14 protein-coding genes are annotated in these 25,060 nt (G+C 63.6%); 12 read left to right on the top strand and 2 right to left on the bottom strand.

Features of this window, described 5'->3' with window-relative positions:
• Positions 1–11 precede the first annotated feature (11 nt).
• The 7 genes from MJD61_01070 to greA all read left to right on the top strand — a co-directional run bounded on the left by MJD61_01070 (position 12) and on the right by greA (position 17,988).
• On the top strand, positions 12–2,018 hold the full coding sequence (locus MJD61_01070; GenBank protein ID MCG8553872.1) for a TonB family protein: 2,007 nt from the start codon (positions 12–14) through the stop codon (positions 2,016–2,018).
• A gap of 134 nt (positions 2,019–2,152) precedes the next feature.
• Entirely contained in the window at positions 2,153–3,025 is an 873-nt protein-coding gene (locus tag MJD61_01065) for a tetratricopeptide repeat protein (protein MCG8553871.1), read from the top strand.
• 163 nt (positions 3,026–3,188) lie between these two features.
• On the top strand, positions 3,189–10,133 hold the full coding sequence (locus MJD61_01060) for a tetratricopeptide repeat protein (protein ID MCG8553870.1): 6,945 nt from the start codon (positions 3,189–3,191) through the stop codon (positions 10,131–10,133).
• Positions 10,134–10,160: 27 nt separating this feature from the next.
• A complete protein-coding gene (locus MJD61_01055) occupies positions 10,161–13,346 on the top strand; it encodes a tetratricopeptide repeat protein (protein MCG8553869.1) in 3,186 nt (1,061 codons plus the stop codon).
• Positions 13,347–13,365: 19 nt separating this feature from the next.
• Positions 13,366–13,887 (top strand): tRNA (adenosine(37)-N6)-threonylcarbamoyltransferase complex ATPase subunit type 1 TsaE, encoded by a 522-nt coding sequence (gene tsaE, locus MJD61_01050; GenBank protein ID MCG8553868.1) that lies wholly within the window; start codon positions 13,366–13,368, stop codon positions 13,885–13,887.
• Between the two features lie 65 nt (positions 13,888–13,952).
• Positions 13,953–17,294, top strand: a complete 3,342-nt coding sequence (carB, locus tag MJD61_01045; GenBank protein ID MCG8553867.1) for a carbamoyl-phosphate synthase large subunit — start codon at positions 13,953–13,955, stop codon at positions 17,292–17,294.
• Positions 17,295–17,514: 220 nt separating this feature from the next.
• Positions 17,515–17,988 carry a transcription elongation factor GreA gene (greA, locus tag MJD61_01040; protein MCG8553866.1) on the top strand — a complete coding sequence of 158 codons (474 nt, stop codon included), beginning with the start codon at positions 17,515–17,517 and terminating at the stop codon, positions 17,986–17,988.
• 49 nt (positions 17,989–18,037) lie between these two features.
• On the opposite strand, the gene MJD61_01035 is transcribed toward greA, so the two are convergent.
• Positions 18,038–19,246 carry a hypothetical protein gene (locus MJD61_01035; protein ID MCG8553865.1) on the bottom strand — a complete coding sequence of 403 codons (1,209 nt, stop codon included), beginning with the start codon at positions 19,244–19,246 and terminating at the stop codon, positions 18,038–18,040.
• Positions 19,243–19,638, bottom strand: coding sequence for a hypothetical protein (locus MJD61_01030; protein ID MCG8553864.1), 396 nt, complete (start codon positions 19,636–19,638; stop codon positions 19,243–19,245). The genes MJD61_01035 and MJD61_01030 overlap by 4 nt, the downstream gene beginning before the upstream one ends.
• Before the next feature lie 118 nt (positions 19,639–19,756).
• On the opposite strand from MJD61_01030, the gene rpmB reads away from it, so the two are divergent.
• The 5 genes from rpmB to MJD61_01005 all read left to right on the top strand — a co-directional run bounded on the left by rpmB (position 19,757) and on the right by MJD61_01005 (position 24,899).
• On the top strand, positions 19,757–19,948 hold the full coding sequence (rpmB, locus tag MJD61_01025) for a 50S ribosomal protein L28 (protein ID MCG8553863.1): 192 nt from the start codon (positions 19,757–19,759) through the stop codon (positions 19,946–19,948).
• Positions 19,949–20,067: 119 nt separating this feature from the next.
• On the top strand, positions 20,068–21,048 hold the full coding sequence (locus MJD61_01020; protein ID MCG8553862.1) for an RluA family pseudouridine synthase: 981 nt from the start codon (positions 20,068–20,070) through the stop codon (positions 21,046–21,048).
• Positions 21,045–21,635, top strand: coding sequence for a hypothetical protein (locus MJD61_01015; GenBank protein ID MCG8553861.1), 591 nt, complete (start codon positions 21,045–21,047; stop codon positions 21,633–21,635). The genes MJD61_01020 and MJD61_01015 overlap by 4 nt, the downstream gene beginning before the upstream one ends.
• A gap of 504 nt (positions 21,636–22,139) precedes the next feature.
• Positions 22,140–22,664: a hypothetical protein gene (locus MJD61_01010; protein ID MCG8553860.1), complete on the top strand. Its 525-nt coding sequence runs from the start codon at positions 22,140–22,142 to the stop codon at positions 22,662–22,664.
• The gene (locus tag MJD61_01005) at positions 22,665–24,899 is read left to right on the top strand and encodes a serine protein kinase PrkA (protein ID MCG8553859.1); all 2,235 of its coding nucleotides are present in this window, start codon (positions 22,665–22,667) and stop codon (positions 24,897–24,899) included. It abuts the gene before it with no gap.
• The last annotated feature ends 161 nt before the right edge of the window (positions 24,900–25,060 follow it).

Below are 25,060 nucleotides of genomic sequence, written 5' to 3'. Positions count from 1 at the left end.
CGGAGGTAGCGGTGAGCCAAGGCAACGTGCAAGTCCCGATTACATTCCATTTCTACGAGGGGGATCGCTGCGTTCGCTCGGAGACCCTGGCGCAGGACATCATCAAGATCGGGCGACTCGAGTCCAGTCATCTCAGGATCGAGGACGACAACGTCTCAAAGATGCACTCCGTGATCGAGGTCTCGGCGCCGGACGACGTCTACATCATCGATCTTGGCTCGGCGGCAGGCACGATCGTCAACGGTGCCAAGGTCAATAAGGCGCCGCTGCGTCACGGCGATCAGATCCTCCTTGGCGGCACGTGGATCGTGGTTGACATGTCTCAGGCGCAGGCTGCCGACGCCGTTGCCCCAAGCGCGGCCGTGGCCGGCACTGCCAGCGGCGCGAGCGCGGCCGGCGGCTCGCCTGGAGCGCAGCCCGGCACGTACGGTTCCATGGAGCAGTCCATGGGCGCTGGGGACCCAAGCGGCTACACCCAACCGGCCTACGGCGCTGGTTACGCGCCGGAGATTCCGCCGGGAGTGAGCGAGGGCGAGGTTGCGCAGTATCAGCTCGTCGCCAGCGAGCCACCGGTTGCGCCCGAGGATATCGACTCCGGCGAGCAGATCCTGGAGATCGTGGTGATGTGGGGTGAGCTGAGCGTGCTCCACGTGGCTCACCAGCCTCCTTCGCAACCGTTTTCTGTAGGCGATGCCACCGATGCGAAAGGCAAGCTTCAGACCGATTTCTTGGTGGGCAGCGAGTCCCTGGGGACCGAGCGCCTGCCCGTGACCACGTCGGCTGGAGCCGTGGTCATACCACCGGGTGCCGTCGGCGACGTCACCATAGGCGATGACGAGTACTATGCCTTCGAGGAGCTCGCCGCCACGGGTCGACTGTCTCCCTGCCCGGAGCTCGAGGGCGCTCAGCAGTTCCAGCTCCCCGCCAACTCCCTGGCGCGCGTGATGTACAACGGCTTTCAGTTCGTCGTGAAGCCCGTGTCTGCCGCCAGGCCAATCGGAGTGGGCGGAAGGGGCATCGAGTGGAAGCGTTACCTATGGACCATGCTGTCTTTGCTCCTGCACGGTGCCTTCCTGCTGCTGTTTTACTTTCTGCCGCCATACGCTTCGTCGCTGTCCCTTGACTTGCTCAATGCCGACTCGCGCTTGGTCAAGTACCTGATCGAACCTCCTGAGACCCTCGAGGAGGAGACCCCCGAGTGGTTGAAGGACAACAAGGACGACGAGGGCGGAAAAGGCAAGAAACACAAGGACGAGCAGGGGCAAATGGGCAAGAAGGAGGAAAAGAAGACCAAGGACAAGTACGCCATCGAGGGACCGCAGGACAACAAGGATCTCAAGATGGCGCGGGAGGAGGCGAAGGAGGAGGCTCGCAACGCCGGCATCATCGGTGTTCTCAAGATGGTTTCGGGTGCTTGGAACTCACCCACCTCACCGTATGGCGCCGAAACCGCTCTCGGGGCTGATCCCATGGCGGCTCTCGGTGCCCTGATGGGCGACCAGATCGGTCAGAATTTCGGCTTCGGTGGACTCGGCGTGCGTGGAACCGGTCGCGGCGGCGGCGGGACCGGTGAGGGTACCATCGGGTTGGGGAGCGTTGGAACCATCGGTCACGGAGCGGGCGGAGGCAAGGGCTCCGGGTACGGTCGCGGAGCGGGCGGCTTCAGGGGCCGTCGGGCCAAGGTGCCACGGATTCGCACGGGACGGGCCGATGTTCGAGGCTCGCTCTCCAAGGAAGTGATCCGACGCATCATCCGGCGCCACATCAACGAGGTGCGGTTCTGCTACGAGCAGGAGCTCAACATGCGGCCGGATTTGAAGGGCCGCGTAGCCGTCAAGTTCATCATCTCGCCCACCGGTGCCGTGCAAAGCGCGGTCGTGGCCAAGTCCTCCCTGGGCAATGCGCGTGCGGAGAACTGCATAGCCAAAGCCGTGCGTCGCTGGACATTCCCGGCACCCGAGGGTGGCGGGATCGTAGTCGTGACGTATCCCTTTGTGCTGCAGCAGGTGGGTGGCTAGCCTGAAGCTAGCCCATCGATCCGGCGATCGGTTTGCCTCGCTCGGCCCAGAAAACTCCAAAGATGCGGTTGAGTAGGGCCCCCAGGGTCCGTAGTATCGGCCTGGGATCGGGTCCGGTCTCGAAGGAGAGTGCGATGAAATCGGGGCCGAGGATTGCTGTGGCGCTGCTGGCGGCTGGGGTGATGATGGGGAGCGAGTGCTCCCGCGCTCGCGTGGAGTCCATGAACAAGATGAACGAGGGGGTGACCTATGCGCAGCAAAAGCGCTACTTGGATGCGATCAAGTCCCTCGAGAGCGCCATTGCGATCGACGGGCAGAACGAGAAGGCGTACTGGAACCTGGCCATAGTGTTGATGGAGCTGCGCAAATTCGAGCGCGCGCGGGATGAGCTCCAGAAGGCCGCGGCGGTGAACCCCGACTCGGCAGGCATGCACGAGAAGCTGGGGACCGTGTTGCTCGAGCTCGAGGACTGGACTGGAGCGAAGCAGGCATTTGAGCGGGCTATCCAGCTGGAGCCCGGCCTGTTCAAGGCGTACTACAAGCTAGCCCAAGTCTGCGAGGAGTTGGACGACCAGCAAGCTGCTCTCAAGCATTACACCGAGGCGGTAAGAAGAGGTCCGCGCTTTCTGGAAGCCTACAATGCTCTCGGCAGGCTCTACGCGGACCTGGGCTACCTTGATCACTCGGTGCAGGTGCTTCAGGGCGCGCTTGAGGTCGCCCTCAAGGGAACCGAGGAGCAGGCTCGCGCGCACCACTTCCTAGGCACGGTTTACCAGGAGCAACAGAAGTTCGACGATGCCGTGCGCGAGTTTCGTGCCGCGCTTGATGTGGTACCGGGCTTGCGCGATGCCCTGTTTTCTTTGGGCTGGACTTACTACCAAATGGGCAAGGTGGACGAGGCCAAGCGTTTTCTGCGCAAGTTTGTCGACGTCGCCGGAGCGGAAGCGCCGGCGCACTACGTCAAGGCGGCCCAGGACCGACTCAGCGAGCTGGCGGAGGGCTTCTAGTTGTACGACCCAACAGGCCCGAACCTGGTGTCTCCGAACAAGTCCGGTTCCGTTCCAATCGAAGTTGGTGACCGATGCGGGCCTGTGCTCGCCGCCGGAAGTCCGATCGGTCGATCTTCGTGGGTGTCCGCTCGATATGGGCGCGCTTGATTAGGAGGCACCGGTGCCAGAACGAAACGTTCCTGCTTCTGGGGAAACGCATCCTCCCTCTTCCGAACAGGGCGAGGTGAACTCCAACGCTGGCTCCGGAGAGCCCGGGCTCGACGTAGGCGCGGAATCCGATGGTGGTGGAGTCGGGTACGAGCCGAGCCCGGAGGAGCAGGAGAAGCTCCGGGAGCTTGATGCGCGTCTCCAGAGGTTCCAAACGCAGCGCCGATGGTCGGACTTCATAAGGACGCTGATTGCCAAGGCCGAACTGATCCGCGACCCAGAGCAGAAGATCGAGCTGCTGCGTGAAGCCGGGCGAATGTACTTGGACAAGTCCTCGAACCAGTCGGAAGCGATCAAGTGTTTCCAGCGCGTGCTGGAGCACTCGTCGCACGATGTCGAGGCGATCACACGGCTGAAAGGGCTCTACGAGAAACGTCGCGATTGGGAGCGGCTGATCGGAACAATGAAACTCGAGGCGGAGCTGCTCGAACCGGACGAGCGCCCCGAACGCTGGCTCGAGATCGCCCGGCTGGCCACCGAGCGCGTGCGAAAGCCCGCCGTGTGCATCGAGCTGTGGCAGGCTCTGCTGGACGACGATCCGTCCAACCCCGAGGCGTTGACGGCGCTGTCCGCGCTGCACGAGCGCGCGCGAAACTGGGCGCCGCTGGCCGAAGCGCTCGAGCGTCAAGTTGAATTCATCGCGGACGAACGGGAACTGATTGCCGCGCTCCAGAAGCTCGGCATGACCTACGCGGACAAGCTCAAAGACGACGAGGGAGCCATCCGAGCGTTTCGGCGCCTGCTGGACGTGCAGCCCGATGACCGGCGCGCGCAGGAACAGCTGAAGCGACGCTATGTCGCAAAGAAAGCTTGGGACGAGCTCGAAGAGTTTTACGCCCGAACAGAAAAGTGGGACGAGCTGATTCGCACGCTGGAGCGTGCTGCAGACTCCTCGGCCGCCGAACCGGGCGAGAAGCTGGACCTGCTGTTCCGGGTGGCGCGCCTGTGGGGCACCCAAAGGAACAAACCGGATAGGGCGGCGCGTGCCTACGAGAAGGTGTTGGCGCTGGATCCCCAGAATAGCGACGCAGCGGCAGCCTTGATTCCCGTCTACGAGGCAAGCGGCGACGCGCGCAAGCTGGCTTCTGTTTACCAGGTGCGTCTGAAACAGCAGCTGGAGCGACCGGAGCGACTGCTGATGCTGCGAGAGCTCGGCCTCTTGTTCGAAACGCAGCTGCGGGCGCCCGATCGGGCCTTCGAGGCCTTCTTGGAGGCCTACTCGCTGGACCCGGTCCAGGACGCCATCCGGCAAGACGTGGAACGACTCGCGGACCGCGTCAGCGGCTGGAGTCGGGTCGTACAGGTCCTGACCGAGGCGATCAAGGAAGCCACCGATCCCGAGGCGACCGTGGGCCTGCGCTTGCATCTGGGCAGCGTGTTGGCGCGCGAGGGGCGCGCCGAGGAGGCCATCGCCTGCTTCGAAGCGGTTTGGGAGATCGACCCGGACAACGCGCAGGCCATCGAAGCACTAGATGCTCTGTATCGGGATACAGCCAACGATGCCGGCCTGCTGCACGTGTTGCAGCGACGTGCGGACCTGGAGGACGACCCGCAGACGAGGCGGGGACTGTGCTACCAGATCGCTCGGCTGCTGGAAGAGAGGCTGCAAGATGGGGAGCGCGCGATCCAAAGCTATCAGGCTTTGATCGAGGAGTATGGGAACGAGGAGCCCGAGGCCTACGTGGCCTTGGAGCGTCTGTACGAGAGCGCCCAACGCTGGCAGGAGTTCGCCGAGGTGCTGGAGCGTCGCATCGCCCTTGCCGGCGACACGGATGAGCTCGCTACGCTCAAGTTTCGCTTGGCCAAGGCGTCGGCTGGATTCCTGGACGACGGCGCGCGTGCCGTTGAATTGTATCGAGAGGTCGTGACGCTGGCGCCCGAGCACGAGGGAGCGAGGGATGCGTTGGAGGGGTTGCTGAACGACGCGCGACTGGGGGGAGAAGTCGCACGCGTGCTGGAGCCGATTTACGAGGCGGTCGGCGACTGGCCGAAGCTGGCCGGCGCGCTTGAAGCGCTGATGGCTCATAGCGAGAGCCCGGACGAGCGGTTGGAGTACTTCACCAAGGCCGCGGAAGTCTACATCGGCCCGCTGCAAGACCCCGCCAGGGGTTTCGATATGCTCTGCCGCGCATGGCGTGAGCGGCCCCACAACGACGACATCCTCGCGCGACTGCAGGTGCTCGCAACGGAGCAGGATCGCGTCGCAGAGCTGGTACAGCTGCTGGAGGAGCTGGCTGGGACGGTGCAAGACCAAGCGCTGGGACGGCAGCTGTGGATGCGCGCGGCTCACCAGCGTGAGGCACAGCTCGAGGACAGCGACGGCGCGATCTCAGCCTACCAGCGGGCACTTGCGTACGATCCCGACGATCCGGAGGTGGTGGAGGCGATCGACGCCGTGTATCAGCGCACGGGGCGCTGGGCAGAGCTGCTCGCGCTGCTGCGCCAGCGCAGCGAATTGGCCAACGAGCAGGACAAGATCCAGCTGCTTGCTCGAATGGCGCAGGTACACGAGCATGAGCTAGCTGAGCCCGACGAGGCGATTTCCCGCTATATCGAGATCCTCGAGCTCAGTCCCAACGACCTGACGGCGCTGCGCGCTTTGGACGGACTCTTTGAACGCCAGGAGCGTTGGACGGATTTGGCCGACAACGTGGAGCGACAACTGCGTTTGGCCGAGGATTCTCAGGAACGCGCTTCGTGCATGGTCCGGCTAGCGAGGATTCGACAAACGCATCTCGGGGACACGGCCGGGGCGATCGAGATCTACCGGGAGGTGCTCGAAGCCGACCCCTACAACGCCGACAGCATGGCGGAACTCGAGCGCCTGCTCCAGGACCCCGAGTATCGGCTTACGGTTACCGACATCCTCGAACCGCACTACCGCGCTCACAGTGAGTTCCGCAAGCTCATCGGTATTCAGGAGATACGTCTCGAGCACAGCCACTCGCCCGATTATGGTGTCGCGCTCCTGCACGATGTGGCTGAACTGTACGAGGTAGCGCTCGACGATTTCGAAGGAGCGTTCACCGCCTACGCTAGGGCGCTTGCGGAGGACCCCGCGAACGAGCAAACGCAAGAGCATCTGGGGCGCATTGCTCGTTCCGCAGGCACCTGGGACCAGTTGGCGAGCGTGTATGAGGAACGCGTCGGGCACGTCGACGACCCGGCGCTCGCCGCAAAGCTGCACGTGAAAGCGGCCGGGATCAGAGAGGAGCACCTGTCCGACGCCGACGGAGCTATTGCTCACTATTGCGAGGTGCTGGAGCTAGAGCCCGAGCATCTCGAGGCGGCAACTGCTCTTGAGCGACTGTATGAGTTGGCAGAGCGCTACGAGGATCTCGCGGCAATCTACTTCAAGAAGGCCGCGATGCTCGAGGCTCCGGAGCAACGAAAAGAGCACTGTTTCCGGGCCGCCTTCATATACGAGGAGCTCCTTGATCGCCCACAAGACGCGGTCGAAACCTTCAGGAGGGTTCTGGAGGTTGATCCCGAAGATGTGGCTGCGGTTGACAAGCTGATCGAGTTGCACCTTCGGCTCGAGCAGTGGCAGGAGCTGCTCGCGGTCTACGAGCGCAAGGCCGATATGGTCCACGACCCCGAGGACAAGAAGGCGCTCTACGCCGAGGTCGGGGCCGTGTACGAGCGCGAGCTCGGTGACGTGCCCCAGGCGATCGATACCTACCAGCGCATCCTCGAAGTGGATCCGGATGATGTGGCTGCGCTCGCCAGGTTGGATGCGCTCTATCACACCACCGAGAGCTGGCGAGACTTGCTTTCGGTCCTGGAGCGAGAGGCGGCCCTGACAAGCGATCCGCACGAAAGCGCATCCTTCCGCTTCCGGGTCGGTGAGCTCTGGGACACCAAGCTGCAGGATTCCGAACGGGCCATCGAATGCTATCGGGCCATCGTTGACGATCTGGGGTGGCATGCTCCCAGCGTAAAGGCGCTCGAGCGCATGGTGGCAGGTGGCCGCGAGGCGCTGAGTGCGGCGGAGGTCCTGGAGCCGCTGTATCGAGGCGAAGGGGACTGGGCGAAGCTTGTTGGTGTGCTGGAAGTGCAGGCTGCACACGAGCAGGATCGAGTACGCAAGGTCGAGCTCTTGCACCAGGTCGCAGAACTCAACGAGGTGCATCTCGACCGCCCGCAGGATGCGCTGGACGCCTACGCTCGGGCATTGTCGGCCGACAGGGAGAACCCCGATACCTTGCACTCCCTGGAGCGTTTGGCGGAGCAGCTTCAGGCCTGGGGGGAAGTGGCGCGGCTGCTTGACGCGCAACTTCAGATTCTAAGCGAGATCGATCCCGATTCGGTGGTGGAGCTGATGTTTCGCGTCGCTGAGATCTACGAGCAGCGCGTCGTGGATCAGGACACGGCAATCGAACGCTACCGCGCTGTGTACGAAGCTGACCCGGGACACGTCGAGGCCATCCAATCGCTGGATCGTTTGTACGGGGCTACGCGTCGCTGGGGGGAGCTGGCCAAGATCCTGCTGCAGGAAGTCGAGCTTGCGGGGACGCCCGACGAAGTGCTTTCGTTGCGGTATCGTTTGGGCAAGGTCCACGAGACGTTTCTGGGTCGGGTAGGCGAGGCACTGAAGCAGTACCAGGAAGTCTTGGCCGCCGCACCCGATCACGCCGAGACGATCCAAGCACTCGAGGGCCTCTTCGATGCGGGTATCGAACCGCTCGCCGTGGGGGAGATCCTAGAGCCGCTCTACCGCGATCAGGAAAACTACGGGCGCTTGGTGGACATTCAGGAGATTCAGCTGCGCTACCAGGCCGACGTTTCGGAGCGCGTCGCCATGATGCACCGTATGGCCGAAACCGCCGAAGACCGTGCCGAGGACCTTCGTAAGGCGTTTTTCTGGGTGCAGCGCGCGCTTCTAGAGGACCCGCTGCACGAACACTCGCGTCACGAGGCGGAGCGCTTGGCCGGCTCCCTGCAGGCTTGGGACATCCTGGCCAACACCTACGCCAGTGTTCTGGAATCCAGCGAGGATCCCGAGGTCATTACAGGCTGCGGCAGGGCGCTAGTGAGGATCTACGAGCACGAGCTGCATGATGTGCATCGAGCCGAGGAGACCGGCCGCTTTGTCATCTCCCACGACCCGGGGGAGGCGGAGGTCCTGCAGACGCTGGATCGGCTCTACCAAGAGCACGGTGCCCACGAGGCCTTGGCCGAGATCCTGACCAGACGCATCGCCATCACCGAGGATCCGTTGGATCTGGTCGAGCTCAACTTCCGGCTAGGACAGGTGCTGGATCGTGACCTCGGCCGCGGCGAGGACGCGATCCGCGTCTTTGTCCACATCGTCGAGGACCTCGCGCCAGATCACCAGCCAACGATCTTCGCGCTCGAGAGCATCTACACGCGACGAGCGGATTGGCCGAGTCTATACAAGGCTTTCGAGCTTGAAAGCCAAACGGTGTTTGGAGATTCCGAGCGTGCGCAGGTGTTCGGGCGCATGGCGAGATTGGCTCACGACCGCCTCGGCGATCCCGTCCGTGCCATCGCGCTTTGGGAGCAGGTGTTGGAGCTCGGAGGCGAGCAACCTGAAGCGCTCAACGCACTGGGCAATATCCATGCTTCCCGAGAGAATTGGACGGATCTGGTCGAAGTCTTGGAGCGCGAAGCCGCGGTGGTGGAGGGCGACGACCTGCGCGTGAGCATCTACGCCGACCTGGGCAGAATCTGGTACGAGAAGCTCGGGCGGGACCGAAGCGCGCTCGAGAGCTGGGAGCGGGTGCTCGACATCGAGCCGGGAAGCACGGCCGCGCTGTTCGCAATCGCCGAGATCCATCGTGCGGCGGGTTCGTTCAACGACTTGGTCGATACACTGCACCGTGTGAGCGAGGTGGGGGCGACGACCTTGGACGAGGCCACGCTCGAGGAAGTTCATATGCAGCTAGGGACACTGTACCTCGACAAGCTCCAACAGCCCGCTGAGGCGGTGGAATCCTACCAGCTTGTGTTGGATGTGAACCCACGCAACCTGGCCGCCCTGGATGCTCTGGAGCTGATTCACCGACGGGAGGGACAGTGGGACGATTGTGTAGCTGTGCTGCAGAAGCGCGCCGAGGCCCTCACCGAAGACCAATCGCGTATCGAAGTGCTGCTGGCAGTCGCCGAGATGGCGGATGAGCAGCTTGGCGACGAAGACCGCAGCGCCAAGGCGCTGCATGCGGTCTTGGAGATCGATCCGCTTCACGAGCGAGCCTTCAAGCGCCTCGATGGCGCCTACCGCGAGGCTGCCCGTTTCGAGGAGCTGGTGGACCTCTATCTGCATCGAATCGAGGCGGACGAGGACCTCGAGGCGCGCGTGAGGCTGCTATGCGGTCTCGCGGAGATCTACGAACAGGATCTGGGGGACCGCGATCGGGCGTTCGACGCGCTGCAGCTGGCATGGACTCAGGATTTCACGCGGGACGAGGTCGCCGAGCGACTGGAACGCGTCGCGGGCCTGACCCAACGTTGGAACGAGCTGCTGACAACGGCGAACGGGGTCTTGGGGACGCTTGGCGAGGAGCAGACGGATACCAAGATCGCGGTCTGTCTCAAGTGCGCGCGCTGGTACAACCGCGAAGGACGCCCCGACTACGCCATTCCGTATCTGGAGCAGGTGCTGGCAATCGAGCCTCGCAATCTGTCCGCGATGAAGGGCATGGCGGATCTCTACCAGAGCACTGAACAGTGGGACGTCTACGGCAAGATGCTCGCCAAGATTTCCGAGATGACGGAGGAGGCTCGCGATCTCGCCGAGGTGCTCGTTCGTATGGGCGAGCTGCACGGAGAGCATCTGGGACAGCCCGAGCGCGCGATCGGCTACTACGAGCAAGCGCTGCAAGCGTTTCCGAGCCAGCCGAGGGCCCTGGAGGCGCTCGAGCATCTCTATGGATAGGAGCGCAGGTGGTCCCAGCTGCTCGATGTGCTGGAGCGAAAGCTGAACGCGCAAGAGGACGTGGAGGCGGCTCAGGCCACACGACTTCAGATAGCGGCAATCTACGAGGAGCAGCTGGAGGACTTGGATTCCGCTGTTGGCTTGTACGAGAAGGTTCTGGAAGCGGACGAGGAGAACATCGCAGCGCTCAAAGGGCTGGAGCGTCTGTACGGCAAGACGCAGCGCTGGCAGGAGCTTCTGGGCGTGCTGGAGCGCATGCTTGTGGTAGGCGCAACCGAGAAGGAGCAGATCGGCTTGCTCGAACGAATGGCCACGATGTGGGCAGATGAGTTCCGAAAGCCGGACCGAGCGGCTGAGCGCCTTGAGCAAATCGTAGACATCGACCCCATGCACCTGCCAACGCTGGAGGCACTCAGCAAGCTCAACCGTTCGTTGCAGCGCTGGGACCGGCTGGTTGAAACGTACGAGAGACACATCGCCGCGACGCCCGATCGTGGCAAGAAGATCGAGCTCTATTGCAGCATTGGGGATGTCTACTCAAAGGAGCTCAAGGACACCGATCGGGCTATCGACGCGTACCTGAATATCCTCGCCCTCGACGACCGCAACAGCGAGGCGCTGGACTCGTTGGCAACCTTCTACGACAGACAAGGAGAGCCGGCTCAGGCGTTGGACTACATGCAGCAGCTTTCCACGGTGATCTCCGATCCCGACCGGCTGGTAAGCCTGCATTTCCGAATGGGCCAAATCCTCGACGGGCAGATGGGGGACCGCAAGGCCGCCTTGGAAGCGTTCGAGCGGGCAGTCGAGATCAAGAGCGATCACCTACCCGCATTGCAGGCGATGGTTGCGATCCACCGGGACGCGGGGGAATGGCGCGCGGCTGCGCGAGTATTGGAGCGGGCCGCTGAAATCGATCAGAGTGATCGCCAGGTATCCGCGCTTCACGTCGAGTTGGGACGCATATACGACGATCAGCTTGATGAGCACGACCGGGGGATTGAGAGCTTCGAGCGGGCCTTGGCTCGGGACTCGGACAACGAGGAGGCCGCGCTGCCTCTGGTCGACGAGTACGCGAAACACGAGCGCTGGCAGGCGGCAGAACCATTGCTCGAGATGCTCGTTAGGAGGGGTACGGAGCGGGAGCACGGCGAACGACAAGAGCTGTGGTACAAGCTCGCGATCTGCGAGCGCGAGCTCAACAACGACGACAAGGCGATCAGGGCCTATGCTCAGGCCTACGAGCTCGACAAGACGCATCTGCCCTCGCTGTGGGGGCTTGCTGCCACGTACTACCGGACCCAGGATTGGGACCACGCTTTCAAGTACTTTCAAACATTGCTGGTCCACCATCGAGACGAGCTGGACGGTCCCGAGATCACCGAGGTCTTTCACAAGCTGGGAGTCGTCAAGCTCAAGCAAGGCGACCATCGCAAAGCGCTCAATATGTTCGATAAGGCGCTGGAGGAGGACGGCTATCATCGTCCTACGCTCGAGGCGCTCGTTGAAGCACACGAGAAGGTCGGTGACTTCCAGCAGGTCGTTCACTTCAAGAAGCGCATCCTGGAAGTGGCCGAGGAGTCCGAGCGCTTCGACATGCTGGTGAGGATTGGCGACCTCTGGAAGGAGAAGCTCAACGCGGCCCCGAAGGCGATCGACGCCTACGAGGAAGCCGCGACACTACGCCCCCAGGACCATCGCGTGCTGCATAAGCTGCTATCGCTGTATCAGATTACGCGGCAATGGGAGCGTACGATCGAGATCATCGAGCGTGTGTCGGAGCTCGAGCAGCGCCCCGAGGCGAAGGGCAAATACGCCTACACCGTCGGGGTCATCGTACGCGATGAGCTAAAGGATCCCGAGCGGGCGATTTCGCACTTCGACGCTGCGCTGGATGCTGATCCGATGGGCCAGCTGAAGGCGTTCGAGGCCATCAACAGGCTGGCGACGCAACAGAAAGACTGGAAGGGACTCGAGCGGGCGTACCGCAAGATGCTGCATCGTGTCACGGGCAAGGGCGATGTGGGGCTCGAGTTCAACCTTTGGCACGCTTTGGGTGTCATCTACCGGGATCGGCAGCGGAACTTCGAGGCGGCCGCGGAGGCTTTCAAGATGGCCAGCTCGCTGCAGCCCGACAACATGCAGGAGCATCAGATTCTGGCCGAGATCTATGCCGCGATGCCCAGCCGCATCAACGATGCGATTGCCGAGCACCAGAAGCTGCTACGAGCAGATCCTTATCGAGTCGACTCCTACCGCCATTTGTACAAGTTGTACTTCGACGCAAGAGCCTACGACAAGGCTTGGTGTGTCGCGGCGACGGCTAGGTTTCTGCAGAAGGCAGACAACCAACAGTTGCAGTTTTATGAGCAGTACAAATCCAAAGGACCCATACGGCCCTCATCTCGTCTGAGCAACGAGCTTTGGTTGAAGGATCTTTTCCATCCTGGCGAGGATCCGTTGGTGGGCAAGCTCTTTGAAGGGGTGGCTCCCGCGGTGCTGAAGCTGAAGCACAAGAGCGACAAGCAGTGGGGGCTCAACCGGAAGCAGCAGGTCACCAATTTTGCCGGTACCACGCTGACGTTTGCGCGGACATTCGGATTTGTCGCTCAGGTGCTGGGGCTGCCGTTCACACCCAGGCTCTTCGTGTGCCCCGATCGGCAGGGAGGGCTCGCCTATGTCGCTACCTCGCCGCCAGCCTCGGTATGCGGGAGCGCGCTGCTGTCGGGGTTCAGCCCGAATGACCTGATGTTCGTCGTGGGCAGGCATCTCGCATACTACAGGGGGGAACATTTCATTCGGACCCTTTTCGCTTCCAGGGAAGAGCTCAAGTTGGTTCTTCTTGCAGCGATGCGTCTGGCGGGAGTCGACATCCAGGACAAGCACGTGGAGCAGTGGGCCGCACAAATCCGCAAAGGCACCGAGCCAGCCGATCACCATTTGCTGGTGAGTGTTGGTAAACGGCTCCTTCAAGGAGGGGCGAAAACCGATCTCAAGCGCTGGATGCAGTCCGTGGAGATCACCGCCTGCCGTGCGGGGCTCTTGATGTGCGACGATCTCGAGATCGCCTCGCGCATGATCCAAGCCGATCCGGGAATGCCCGGGGGCGACCTGAACCCGCGTGACAAAGTCAGGGAGCTTGTGCTGTTCAGCACTGCGGACGAGTATTTTCGTCTCAGGGAGGCTCTGGGGACTCGGATCAACATCGGCTAAGGAGGCGCTGCAGGATAGGGTGGGTCCTGACGACGTGGACAGCACCGGTGCCATGCCAGCGAGCGATGAGCGGGAGCTCTCGACACGGCGCGATACCCGGCGCTTCGGCAGGGCGCTGGCCAAGGCCCTGCGGCCGGGCGACCTGTTGCTGTTCGAAGGTGGACTCGGCGCCGGCAAGACGTTCCTGGCTCGCGCTGTGGCCAGAGGACTCGGCGTGCCCGCGAGCGTGGCAGTGACAAGCCCGACGTTCGCCTTGGTGCACGAGCTGCCGGGTCGGGTGCCTGTCGTTCACGCGGATCTCTACCGGCTGCCTGACGGGCGGGCGCTGGAGGAGATCGGTTTGCGCGAGCGAGTGGGTGGCGATGCTGTGGTGCTGGTGGAGTGGGGCGAGCGCTTCTTGAACGGATTAGGTAGGCAAGCCCTTGTGTTGAGGCTGGATTTTGCCCCTCGAGGCGGAAGGATCGTCCACTCGATTCCGCATGGGGTCATGGGCCGACGGCTGCTGGCCACGCTGCGCGCGTGTGAGGATTCGAGTGGCTGAGCGCCACAGGGCGCCTTACCCGTACGGACTTGCGGTGCTCCGCGGGCTCTGGTAGCTGGGCGCGGATGCCGCGGCGCAGCGACATTCGACGCATACTCCTACTTGGGTCTGGACCGATCGTAATAGGGCAGGCATGCGAGTTCGATTATTCGGGCACGCAGGGGGCCAGGGCTCTGCGTCAAGAGGGCTACGAGGTCATCCTGGTCAATTCGAATCCGGCGACGGTCATGACCGATCCCGATTTTGCTGATCGGACCTACATCGAACCGCTGGACGAGCGAACCGTCGAAGCCGTTATCGCGCGGGAGCAGCCCGACGCCTTGCTGCCAACTCTCGGTGGCCAGACCGCGCTGAACGTAGCGCTGGCGCTGGCTGAACGGGGCGTGCTGCAGCGCCATGGCGTCAGGTTGATCGGCGCCGGCGTCGAGGCGATCCGCAAAGCAGAGGATCGTGAGGGTTTCAAGCGGGCGATGGAGCGGATCGGCCTGGACGTGCCTCACGCGATGCTTGTCCGGACTCTGGCGGAGGCTCGAGAGGCCGTCGCCGAGATCGGTCTTCCTGTGATCCTGCGACCCTCGTACACGTTGGGGGGATCCGGTGGGGGGGTAGTGCAGCGGGCGGAAGAGTTCGAGGCAGCGATCCAGTGGGCTTTTCAACAAAGTCCAACGCACGAGTGTCTCCTGGAGCAGAGCGTCCTCGGCTGGAAAGAGTTCGAACTCGAGGTGATTCGAGACCATGCCGACAACTTCGCTGTGATCTGCACGATCGAGAATCTGGATCCGATGGGCGTGCACACGGGCGACTCCATCACGGTGGCGCCCGCCATGACGCTGACCGACAAGGAATTTCAGCGGCTGCGCAACATGGCGCGGGCGGTGATCACGGAAGTGGGCGTGGACACGGGAGGTTCCAACATCCAGTTTGCAGTCAACCCGGACGACGGGCGGGTCGTGGTGATTGAAATGAACCCCAGGGTATCTCGATCGAGCGCCCTGGCTTCCAAGGCGACGGGCTACCCGATCGCAAAGATCGCAGCGAAACTAGCGATAGGCTACCGGCTTGACGAGCTGCGCAACGATGTGACCGGGACCAACTCGGCGTTCGAACCGAGCATTGACTATGTGGTCGTCAAGATCCCGCGCTTTGCGTTTGAGAAGTTTCCGGGTGCCGATCCACGCTTGACCACCCAAATGAAATCCGTGGGCGAAGTGATGGCGATCGGCAAGACCTTCAAGCAAGCGCTGCTGAAGGCCTCGCGGGCGCTCGAGAATGGTCGCGATGGACTGACATCACTGATTGGTAAGATCGATTATTGCGAGCTTGCCGGGCGGCTTGCCGACGACGAGGGGAAGGGCCAGCAGCTTGACAGCTTGCCCCGCGCGGCCTCGGAAGCGGGAGCGGCGGGGAGGGAGGAGCTGCGCGAGGCCCTGCTGCAGATTATTGGCACGCCGCTCAGCGATCGACTCTGGTTCCTCGCGGACGCGTTCCGCTGTGGCGCCACGCAGCGCGAGGTGCAGGCCGCTACCGGGATCGATCCGTGGTTCCTGTCTCAACTGGCGCAAATCGTGGAGGAGGAGCAGCGACTCGCTCGACTGGACGCGCCGCTGCCCCTGGAGACGCTCGCCTCGGCGAAGTCGCTCGGATTGTCGGATGCTGCCATTGCTCGGGCGGTCGGCCAGGGCAAACAGGCGCTACGGCGGCAGCGGCAGGAGGCGGCGCTGCATCCAGTCTATGCGCGCGTGGACAGCTGTGCCGCTGAGTTTCAGGCGTTGACGCCCTACTTGTATTCGACGTGGGGGGAGCGCTCCGAGGTTCAGTCGTCCAACCGACAGAAGGTCATGATCCTGGGCGGCGGACCGAATCGAATCGGGCAAGGGATCGAGTTCGACTACTGCTGCGTTCATGCGGCGTTTGCGCTCAGGGATCTGGGCATCGAGACCATCATGGTCAATTGCAATCCCGAGACGGTGTCAACGGACTACGACGTCTCGGACCGGCTGTACTTCGAGCCCCTTACGTTCGAAGACGTCATGGAGATCGTGCGAGCGGAACGTCCCGGCGGCGTGATCGTCCAGTTTGGCGGCCAGACCCCGCTGAAGCTGGCGGTGCCGCTGGCCAGAGCGGGGGTCCGGGTGCTCGGAACGCCGGCGGAAGCCATCGATAGAGCCGAGGACAGGGAGAAGTTCGACGACTTGTTGGAGGCATTGAAGCTGCGCCGCCCGCGGGGCTACATTGCGCGCGGCGCTAACGAGGCGATCGACGCGGTGGATCGCTTGGGGCTGCCGGTCGTGGTTCGACCGAGCTACGTGCTCGGCGGGCGGGCCATGGAGATCGTGCATTCGCGCGAGGCGCTCGAGCGCTACCTTCGTCTGGCGCTCGAGGCGCTCGAGGACAGCGAGATCGGCACGATTCTCGTCGACGAATTCCTCGAAGACGCCATCGAGGTGGACGTGGACTGTCTCTCGGACGGCACTCAGGTCGTAATCGCTGGAGTGATGCAGCACGTCGAGGCTGCCGGGGTACATTCCGGTGACTCGACCATGGTGCTGCCACCCCATACGTTGCCCCCCGAGGTGCTGGCGGTCATCCGCTCGTCGACGTGTGCACTGGCCGTGGAGCTCGGTGTCGTTGGCCTCATGAACGTGCAGTTCGCGATTCGCGGTAGCGCCGTGTATGTGATCGAGGTGAACCCAAGAGCGTCGAGGACAGTACCTTTCGTCAGCAAGGCAATCGGCCGGCCGCTCGCCCAGCTGGCGACCAAGATCATGGCTGGAAAGACGCTGAGCGAGCTTGGCTTCGATCGCGAGCTGACACCGCCGCACGTAGCAGTCAAGGAATCTGTCTTCCCTTTCGCGAAGTTTCCCGGAGTCGACACTATCTTGGGTCCGGAAATGCGCTCCACCGGCGAAGTCATGGGCATCGCCGACACCTTTCCCGAAGCCTTTTTGAAGTCCATGCTGGCCAGCGGCAACGGCCTGCCCAACTGCGGAACCGTGTTCATCAGCGTGCGAGATGCCGATAAGCCCGCAGCCTGCGAGATTGCGCTGCGCCTGTGGGAGAAGGGCTTCAACCTGATCGCGACCACCGGGACTCGCTGCGCACTGAGGGGCGCGCGTATTCCTGTCGAACACGTCAACAAGGTAAAGGAAGGCTCCCCCCATATTGCGGACCTGCTCAAGGCGGGCAAGATCGACATTGTCGTGAATACGACATCGGGGGAGGAAGCGATTCAGGACAGCTTCTCGCTGCGCAGGCAGACCCTGATGTCCGGAGTGCCCTATTTCACCACGATCGCGGCTGCGGCTGCGGCAGCGGGTGCCGTGGCCACCGAGACCAACGCAGAACCCCGCGTGCGCTCGCTGCAGGAATACCACGAGCGGCAAGCTGCAGGCTCCAGGCGCCCTTAGGGCCCGCGGAAGAATAACTCATCCATTTCGCCGGTTCTGACCACCGCTGGCTATGTTGCTCCTCCTCGAAGTATCCCCGATACTCCTCGTCGTCGCGCCTCGCCAGCGGCGCCCAGTCCTCACCGAAACACCCGAGCTATTCTCCCGCGGGCCCTTAGGCCCAATCCGATTCCACTGACTTGCCCCGTGGTAGGCGCGGGTGTACGGGGAGTAAATAGGTATGGAACGGGTACCGATGACCCTGGAGGGCCACCGTGCTCTCGCTGGCGAGCTGAAACGGCTCAAGGAGGTCGAGCGGCCTCGGGTTGCAAACGAGATCGGCCTGGCTCGCGAGCATGGCGATCTGCGGGAGAACTTCGAATACCATGCGGCCAAGGACAAGCAGGGGCTGATCGAGGCGCGGATCGCGGACCTGGAGGACAAGCTGGCGCGCGCGGACGTCGTGGACAGCAGTCAGATGAAGGGTGACCGGGTCAAATTCGGTGCTCGCGTGACGCTCGAGGACGTGGCTTCGGGCAGGCAGCTGGAGTACCGAATTGTCGGACCCGTGGAATCGGACATCGACAAGGGTACCATCTCGGTTACCTCGCCTGTTGCCCGGGCCATGATCAACCGGGAAGTCGGCGACGAGGTCAGGGTCCAGGCTCCCGGGGGTCTACGCGTCTACGAGATCACGGAGCTGCGCTGGAGCTAGCACACTATAGTGCTAGTGCTCGCGGCCGGAGGCCGGTGACCGACGCGGACTACCCAGGCCGCACCGGTGCTCGGCCTGCTTTGTAGGCCTGGCAGAGCGCTAGGGCCACTTCGGCGGGTACTGCCAGGAAGGCCTCGTCGTGGCTGATGTTGCTGGCGTCCTTGCGCACGAGCACCAGGCGGCGCACTTCGTGGTAGCCCTGCACGAGCGACCAGCTGCGACGCACGTCGATGCGCAAAGCCTGCACCGTCCGCCACGGCACCTCGACAACCCCGCTGACCGTGCGCGTGAGCACGGCCGACGGGGTCACGATGAAGGCTATTCCCTTGCGCGGCCGCAGCGCTCGCTTGGTCAGGCCGATCCACCCCAGACACACGAGCAGCAGGCATGCGGCGATGACCACGGGATGCAGCAGTCCGAGCCGTGCCAGCGATGAGGGGGGCAGGCGCAGCGTGCCTTCGATGAGGGCAACCCCAAGCAGCAGCGAAAGATAGGGCCCTCGCTTGAGCCACGCCGGTCCATGGGGGATCGCCGCCACTCCCCTGGGCCACTCGCCGGCCGCCACGCGGTCGTAGAGTCGAGACGAGGACGCGGCTGTTTGCCCGGGCACCTCGGGCACGCGGTTCTGAATCGATGCCGCCGCCGGAGGCCGGGGACCGATGGGGGCTAGCCAGCGCATCAGGGTCTCGGCTAGCACGCCGGAGCTCGCCTCGAAGAAGGGCGGGATATTGAGGTAGCTCGGGGTCGGACCGGCGGCGGTTCGCCGCGCACCGTCACAGATGACGTAGACATGGCCGAAGCGGTCGCCCCCGTCGTGCCGGCGCGAGCTGCCTTGCCGCTTGATGGCCAGAATCAGCTCGCGGCCGACCACCTCATCGCCATGTGGACTTCGCACGAGCAGACCCTCCGGACCCAGGACGATCGCCCAGCGCCTGGCGCTGAGCCAGTCGCGTAGCGTGCGGGCGAAACCGATGCCGAGCAGCACCGCACGCACCGTGAGGGCCAGGGCAAGCATACGCATGAGCAGCGACCAGGGGTCCAAAGGGGTCTGAACCACGGTTTCGCGGAAGACGGCTCCGGCCCAGGCGATGGCTGCGAGTAGCGGTGCCGTGAGGGCTTGAAGTGATCCGCGCCCGAGCAGGGGCGGGCGCCTTGCCGCGAGCACCTCGAACTGGCCGTTGCCCCCGCGATCGAGCGCGTCTTGGGCATCCGGAACCCAGCTCCCATCCTGGCCGCCATGGCCCGGATCGACATTCACGAGGCACCGCGTGGCCACTGAACCGGCCGGCCGCCGCAGCGATGCGTGCGCGAGGCGCTTCGACCAAAGTTGGCGCATAGGCTCAACGCCCTCGAGCAGCGTTCGGCGGCATCGGCATCGTCGAGGGTGTCTGCAACGCTACACAGCTCTCGTGCATCCGCACACAGGGCAGTTACCTCGGCACAGGTTTGCTGGCGGGTGAGGCGAGCCCTGGCCAGCCGGTCTGCCCGTCGCGTGATTGCGGCCTCGTGCAGCTGGATTCGCCTGAAGCCCTCGTGAAGAGTGCTGCCGGAGGTCGTGGCAGGACGCTGTTCGGAAGCCGCGCCGCCGCAGGCGATGGTCGCTGCGGCGACCAGGGGCGCGAGCCATGCGCCACCGATGTCCTCAAGCATGCCTCAGCGCTTATACGCGATCCGGGGCCCGCTCGCGACCTAGGTCCCTTGCCTGCGGTTGCGGTGGCACGACGCCGGTGCTACAGGCTGCGGTCCAAGCTTCGGCTTCGAGGGCGTCATGGCACATGGCTGCGCATTGTGTGGCAAAACAAGGCAGGCGGCTCACAAGGTGAGTCACTCCAACATCAAGACGCGCAAGTGGCAGCGGCCAAACCTGCAGCGCGTGCGCGCGCTCGTAGACGGCCGAGCGACACACATCGTCGTTTGTACGCGCTGCATTCGCTCGGGGCGGGTGACCAAGGCGGCCTGACCCCGATGCCTCGGGGAGCGCGCCAGCACAGAGCCCTGCGTCTCCCGGTGGCTCCACCGCCCGGTTGTTCGCCTGATTCGATCGTGCTCACTTTTCGCGTGCCAAGCCAGGTGAGCGCCATGCGCCTGGACCGGTTCATTCGCTGGCGCATTCCGCGGCTGTCTCGCACTCGCGCGCAACAGATCGTGCGAGCGTGCGCCTTTCGCGCGGATGGCTCTCGACGGCGCGCAGCAGAGCTCGTCCGTGGCGGGGAAGTGGTGCTTCTGGTGCGCCGGCGCTTCGCTGAGCCTGAGGTTCCTCTTGAGTTCAGGATCCTGATGTCGGATGATTCGATCGTCGCGGTCGACAAGCCGGCGGGTCTTCCGGTGCATCCATCGGCGACGTATCACCGCAACACGCTTAGCTGGCTGCTGCGGCAACGCTTTCCGGATGGGGCTCCCCGGATCGCACACCGGTTGGACCGAGAGACCAGCGGCGTAGTGTTGTGCGGGCGCCATCCGCAGTCTGAGCGCGCGCTAAAGATCGCCTTTGAACGGCGGCTCGTTCGCAAGCGGTACGTGGCCATCGTTCGAGGTGTCGTGCAGCTGGATTCCGGCGTGATCGACTTGCCCGTCGTGCGCAGCGCAGGGGGGCTTCACCTGCTCATGCAGGCGTGCGTCGCCGGGGGTGGACGGCCCGCGCTTACGCGCTATCGGGTGCTGGCCCGGAGTCTGCGCCACACGCTGCTGCAGCTCGAGCCCCAGACGGGCCGCCAGCATCAGCTTCGCGTGCACCTGTCCGCTCTCGGGCACCCGATCCTCGGAGACAAGCTCTACGGTCCCGAAGGCGAAGGTCCATTCCTCGAGTACATCGAAACCGGCATGACGCCATCGCTCGAGGCCAGGTTGGGCCATCACCGGCAGGCCTTGCATGCCCAGACGCTGCGCTTTTCCCATCCCTCGCAGGGCGATCTCGTCAGCGTGTCCGCCCCGCTGGCCGCCGATCTAGGGCGCTTGTGGCGCAGTTTGTCTCCGCCCAGTTTGCCTCCGCCAGCACTGGAGTCCGACTCGTCGTCCCATCGAGCGCGTGAGAGCGGTTACGAAGGACTCGAGCTCGCATGAAGGGCGGGCTGCGCAGTGCGTGCTTGACGATGGTCGTTTTCCTCGTCGGGTGCGGCGCGGACGGGGCGCTTCGACTGCCCGTCTCGGAGTTTACGGCCGAGCATGCACAGCTTTACGAGGACGGCGTGGACTTCGTCCACGATCCACGAGCGCTCTCGGGGCGCTGGCGTATGAACTGGGAGCGAGAACTGCATGATCGCGTTCGATGGGCGGACTTCATCGGCGTGGTTCGCGTCTCGAACATTCTCGTGGAGGTGGACCCGGAACAGCACACGTCCTATCGGCTCCGGACGCAGGTCGAGCAGCCACTGCTCGGTGAGGCGCCGAACGAGCTGGAACTGCCATCGGCGTACGGGCAAGCGGGAGTGGACAGCGTAGCCCGCAACCAGCAGCGATTACTGAATGCGCGTCTGGTTGCTTATGTCAAGTGGTATCGGAACGATCTCGGAGAAATCGCCGCTCACTGGCATCTCGCTCCTGCGAGCCGGCCCGTGTTGCGGCGCACCTCCCACTGGCTCGAGCGGGTGAGGGGCGTGGATAGCCTCCCCGGGGCTACCAGGATACAACGTACGGTTCGTGCCAGGTAGCTGGGGTCGAGGACCCGGCGCACCGAACTGGAGACTCGGTCGGTTGCGGCCGTGCAGGGCGGCGCGCTCGCGGCTTTCGTCCTCGCAAGAATCCTCGCAATAGCGCTACTGTTGCTGCGGCTTTTCCTCCGGGCGCGCCGGCGAATCGCATCCACCCTGCGCGACCGGTCTCGACCAGCTATTCTGTCACGAGCCCTTGGCAGATGGAGGCGATCTTTGACGGGCGACCGATGCAGGCTAGTTGAACCACCGCCGTGCCCTGCGGGCCACTCAGGCAAGGAACTTCTGGCGGGTAGATTCTTCCCATCTCGAGGCGGTGCTGTTGCGCCGCCCCGCTCGCGTAAGCGAGTACTGGTGCCGCTTGCCAGGGATCGTGATCGATTGGCGCCGAGGGCTGGCGGTCGCTGGCAAGGCGCACCGACGAAGACCGCGGTTCATTTCAATGCTGTGCAGCGCATAGCCGGAAACGGAAGCTCCAGGCTGGGGTGGGCACGCGCGTACGTCATGTTGGTCGCTTGCTCTGCGGCCCTGCCAGCGTGCAAGGGGAGCAATGGGGCGGCAGGCTCGGAACAGGCGCCGGCACCATCGTCACGGAGCGCCTCCGAGCAGCGCGCCCCGGGCCAGGCAGCCCTGCAAGCGGGGCCGCCTTCGCCGCGTGTCCAGGAGAGCCATTTCCGGCTGCAGGCTTCGCCGGTTGGCAGCTACCGTGATGGAGAGCTCGGCCAGGCCCTGATCACGCTCGAGCCCCGCGGCGAGTTCCACATCAATCAGGATTTCCCATGCACGGTCGAACTGACTGCATCTGCGAATCTGATGCTGCCAAAGGCGCGCCTGGCAAAAGTCGATGCCACCCATTTCGGGGAGCGACGCGCTCGCTTCGATGTTCCGCTTACGCCGAGAGGGCCGGGGACCCACGAAGTTGAAGCGAGGGTGGCCTTCGCCGTGTGCACGGAGGAGACCTGCATTCCCGAAGAGCGACGGGTCGTGTTGGCCTTGCGGGTCGCCCCGTCCGACAAGGCCGACCCCTAAATGAGCAAGGACGACCACGAGCTCGAGTCTTTGAGCGCTGCAGTTCGTGACCGCTTCCTGGCCGAGAAGCGCGTGCTGTCGTACGACGAATACCTGGGACAGGTGCTCGAGCACCCCCGGCGCCACACACGCGACGCGGCTCGCTATCTCAAGAGCTGCTTCGACTACTTCGGTCACTACAGCGTGGAGCGGCCCTACGGCAAGTCGCGGCGCTGGCGCTTATTCGATCTGGAGTTTCAGGCGAGCGACGGCCAGCGCAGACGGGAGCTGCTCGCTGGCCAGGAGCAAGCTCAAGAAGCGTTCTATCGAATCGTGTCGAATTTCGTGCGCGAGGGGCGGGCCAACCGTCTGGTGCTCCTCTACGGTCCCAACGGCAGCGCGAAGAGCACTTTTGTCGCCTGCCTGATGAAAGCCACAGAGCATTATTCGACCTCGGATGAAGGCGCCCTCTACCGGAGCGCTTGGATTTTTCCCAGAGGGAGGGACGGCCAGACCATCGGCTTCGGATCCGAGGATGAAGCTTCCAGCGCGCAGCACACTTTTGCGAACCTCGAGCCCGGTAAGATAGATGTCAAGCTCGCTAGCGAGCTTCGCGAGCATCCGCTCTTGCTCTTGCCGCTGGACGAACGACGCAAGTTCTTGTCCAGGGCCTATCGGGCGCACGACCTTGACGACACGCTGCCCGATCTCATCTGGAACGGCCAGTTGAGCCAGAAGAACAAGGACATCTTCGAGGCCCTGCTGACGGCCTACAGCGGAGATCTGCGCAAGGTACTCGCCCACGTGCAGGTCGAGCGCTTTTACATATCCCGTCGGTTCCGCACAGGGGCGGTTACCATAGGCCCTGAGATGGCTGTGGATGCGCGGGAACGCCAGCTGACCGCGGATCGCTCCCTCGCATCGTTGCCTGGATCGCTTAGCACCGTCACGCTCTTCGAAACCGCCGGCGAATTGGTTGACGGTTCCGGTGGGTTGATCGAATACAGCGACCTGCTGACGCGTCCCCTGGAGGCCTGGAAGTACCTGCTGCTGGCGATCGAGACCGGGGAAGTGGCCTTGCAGTACTCGATTCTGCCGGTGAACTCGGTCTTGGTGGCAAGCTCCAACGACCTGCACCTCAGAGCGTTCCGCGAGCACCCGGAGTATCGCTCCTTTCGGGGCCGATTGCAGCCTGTGCGCATGCCCTATCTGTTGGACTACCGCCAGGAGCAGCAGATCTACGACGCGCAGATCGTGCCTCAAATGCAGCGACCGGTGGCACCCCACACCACCATGGTCGCCGCCATGTGGGCTGTACTCACGCGCTTGCTGCGCCCCGAGGCAAAGAACTACCGCAACCACGCACTCGCCAAGATCGCCTGTTCGCTGACGCCGATGGAGAAGCTGCGACTGTATGCCGACGCCACCGTTCCTTCGCGTCTATCCGCCGACGAGGGCAAGGAGCTGCGTGCCGGTTTGGCGGACATCGTTCACGAAGTCGACGCAAGCGACGTGTACGAGGGCGCGACAGGCGCGTCCCCGCGGGAGATCAGGACACGGCTTCTCGACGCTGCTCAGCACCCGGACTACCGCTGCCTGTCCCCACTCGCTGTTCTCGAGTGTCTTGAGGAGCTGTGCGACCAGAAGGACTACGAGTACCTGGAGCGGAAACCGGACGATGGTTACTACGACCACCGCTCGTTCATTGACAGCGTGCGCGACGAGTGGCTGTTCAAGGTCGATGACTCGGTGCGTACCTGTTCAGGGCTGGTCGACGAAGCCCAGTACAGGGACCTGTTCGAGCGCTACATCACGCACGTGTCGCTGTGGGTCAAGAACGAGCGCTACGAGAACCCAGTTACCGGTCAGTTGGAGGATCCAGACGCGCAGCTCATGAAATCGATCGAGGGCATCCTGGAAGTACGCGATGCGGAGGATTTTCGCCGCAACCTCATCAACGCGATCGCCGCGCACGCCATAGATCATCCCGGACAGAAGGTGGACCACTCCGTCGTGTCGGGGCGCTACCTGGAGCGGGTCAAGGCATCGTACTTTGCCGAACGAGCCAAGCAGATCGCCGAGGTCTTGCGCGGGATGCTGGCCTTGTTGAGGGGCGACGCGGAGCATCTGGAGCCGGGACCACGTTCGAGAGCAAGCGACGCGCTCGAGCAGTTCAAGAGCCATTACGCCTACTGCGACGAATGCGCGCTGGAAGTACTGGACGAGCTGCTGCACCGGCGCTACCTCGACGTCTAAGGGCCCGCTGAAGAATAACTCGTGTGTTTCGGCGAGGACTGGGCGCCGCTGGCAAGGCGCGACGACGAGGAGTATTGGGGATACTTCGAGGAGGAGGAACATGGCCAGCGGTGGTTAGAACCGGCGAAATGGATGAGTTATCTTCCGCGGGTCCTTACTGT

Source organism: Pseudomonadota bacterium (genome assembly GCA_022361155.1).
Taxonomy (GTDB): Bacteria; Myxococcota_A; Polyangia; order Polyangiales; family JAKSBK01; genus JAKSBK01.
This window is presented reverse-complemented; position numbering and strand designations above follow the sequence as displayed.

Excerpts from the sequence above, each read along its gene's own strand:
- MJD61_01030 (MCG8553864.1), bottom strand. The coding sequence starts at position 19,638 with ATGCTTGAGGACATCGGTGGCGCATGGCTCGCGCCCCTGGTCGCCGCA.
- MJD61_01005 (MCG8553859.1), top strand. The coding sequence starts at position 22,665 with ATGAGCAAGGACGACCACGAGCTCGAGTCTTTGAGCGCTGCAGTTCGT.
- rpmB (MCG8553863.1), top strand. The coding sequence starts at position 19,757 with ATGGCACATGGCTGCGCATTGTGTGGCAAAACAAGGCAGGCGGCTCAC.
- carB (MCG8553867.1), top strand. The coding sequence starts at position 13,953 with ATGCCGCGGCGCAGCGACATTCGACGCATACTCCTACTTGGGTCTGGA.
- MJD61_01010 (MCG8553860.1), top strand. The coding sequence starts at position 22,140 with ATGTTGGTCGCTTGCTCTGCGGCCCTGCCAGCGTGCAAGGGGAGCAAT.
- greA (MCG8553866.1), top strand. The coding sequence starts at position 17,515 with ATGGAACGGGTACCGATGACCCTGGAGGGCCACCGTGCTCTCGCTGGC.
- MJD61_01020 (MCG8553862.1), top strand. The coding sequence starts at position 20,068 with ATGCGCCTGGACCGGTTCATTCGCTGGCGCATTCCGCGGCTGTCTCGC.
- MJD61_01065 (MCG8553871.1), top strand. The coding sequence starts at position 2,153 with ATGAAATCGGGGCCGAGGATTGCTGTGGCGCTGCTGGCGGCTGGGGTG.
- MJD61_01015 (MCG8553861.1), top strand. The coding sequence starts at position 21,045 with ATGAAGGGCGGGCTGCGCAGTGCGTGCTTGACGATGGTCGTTTTCCTC.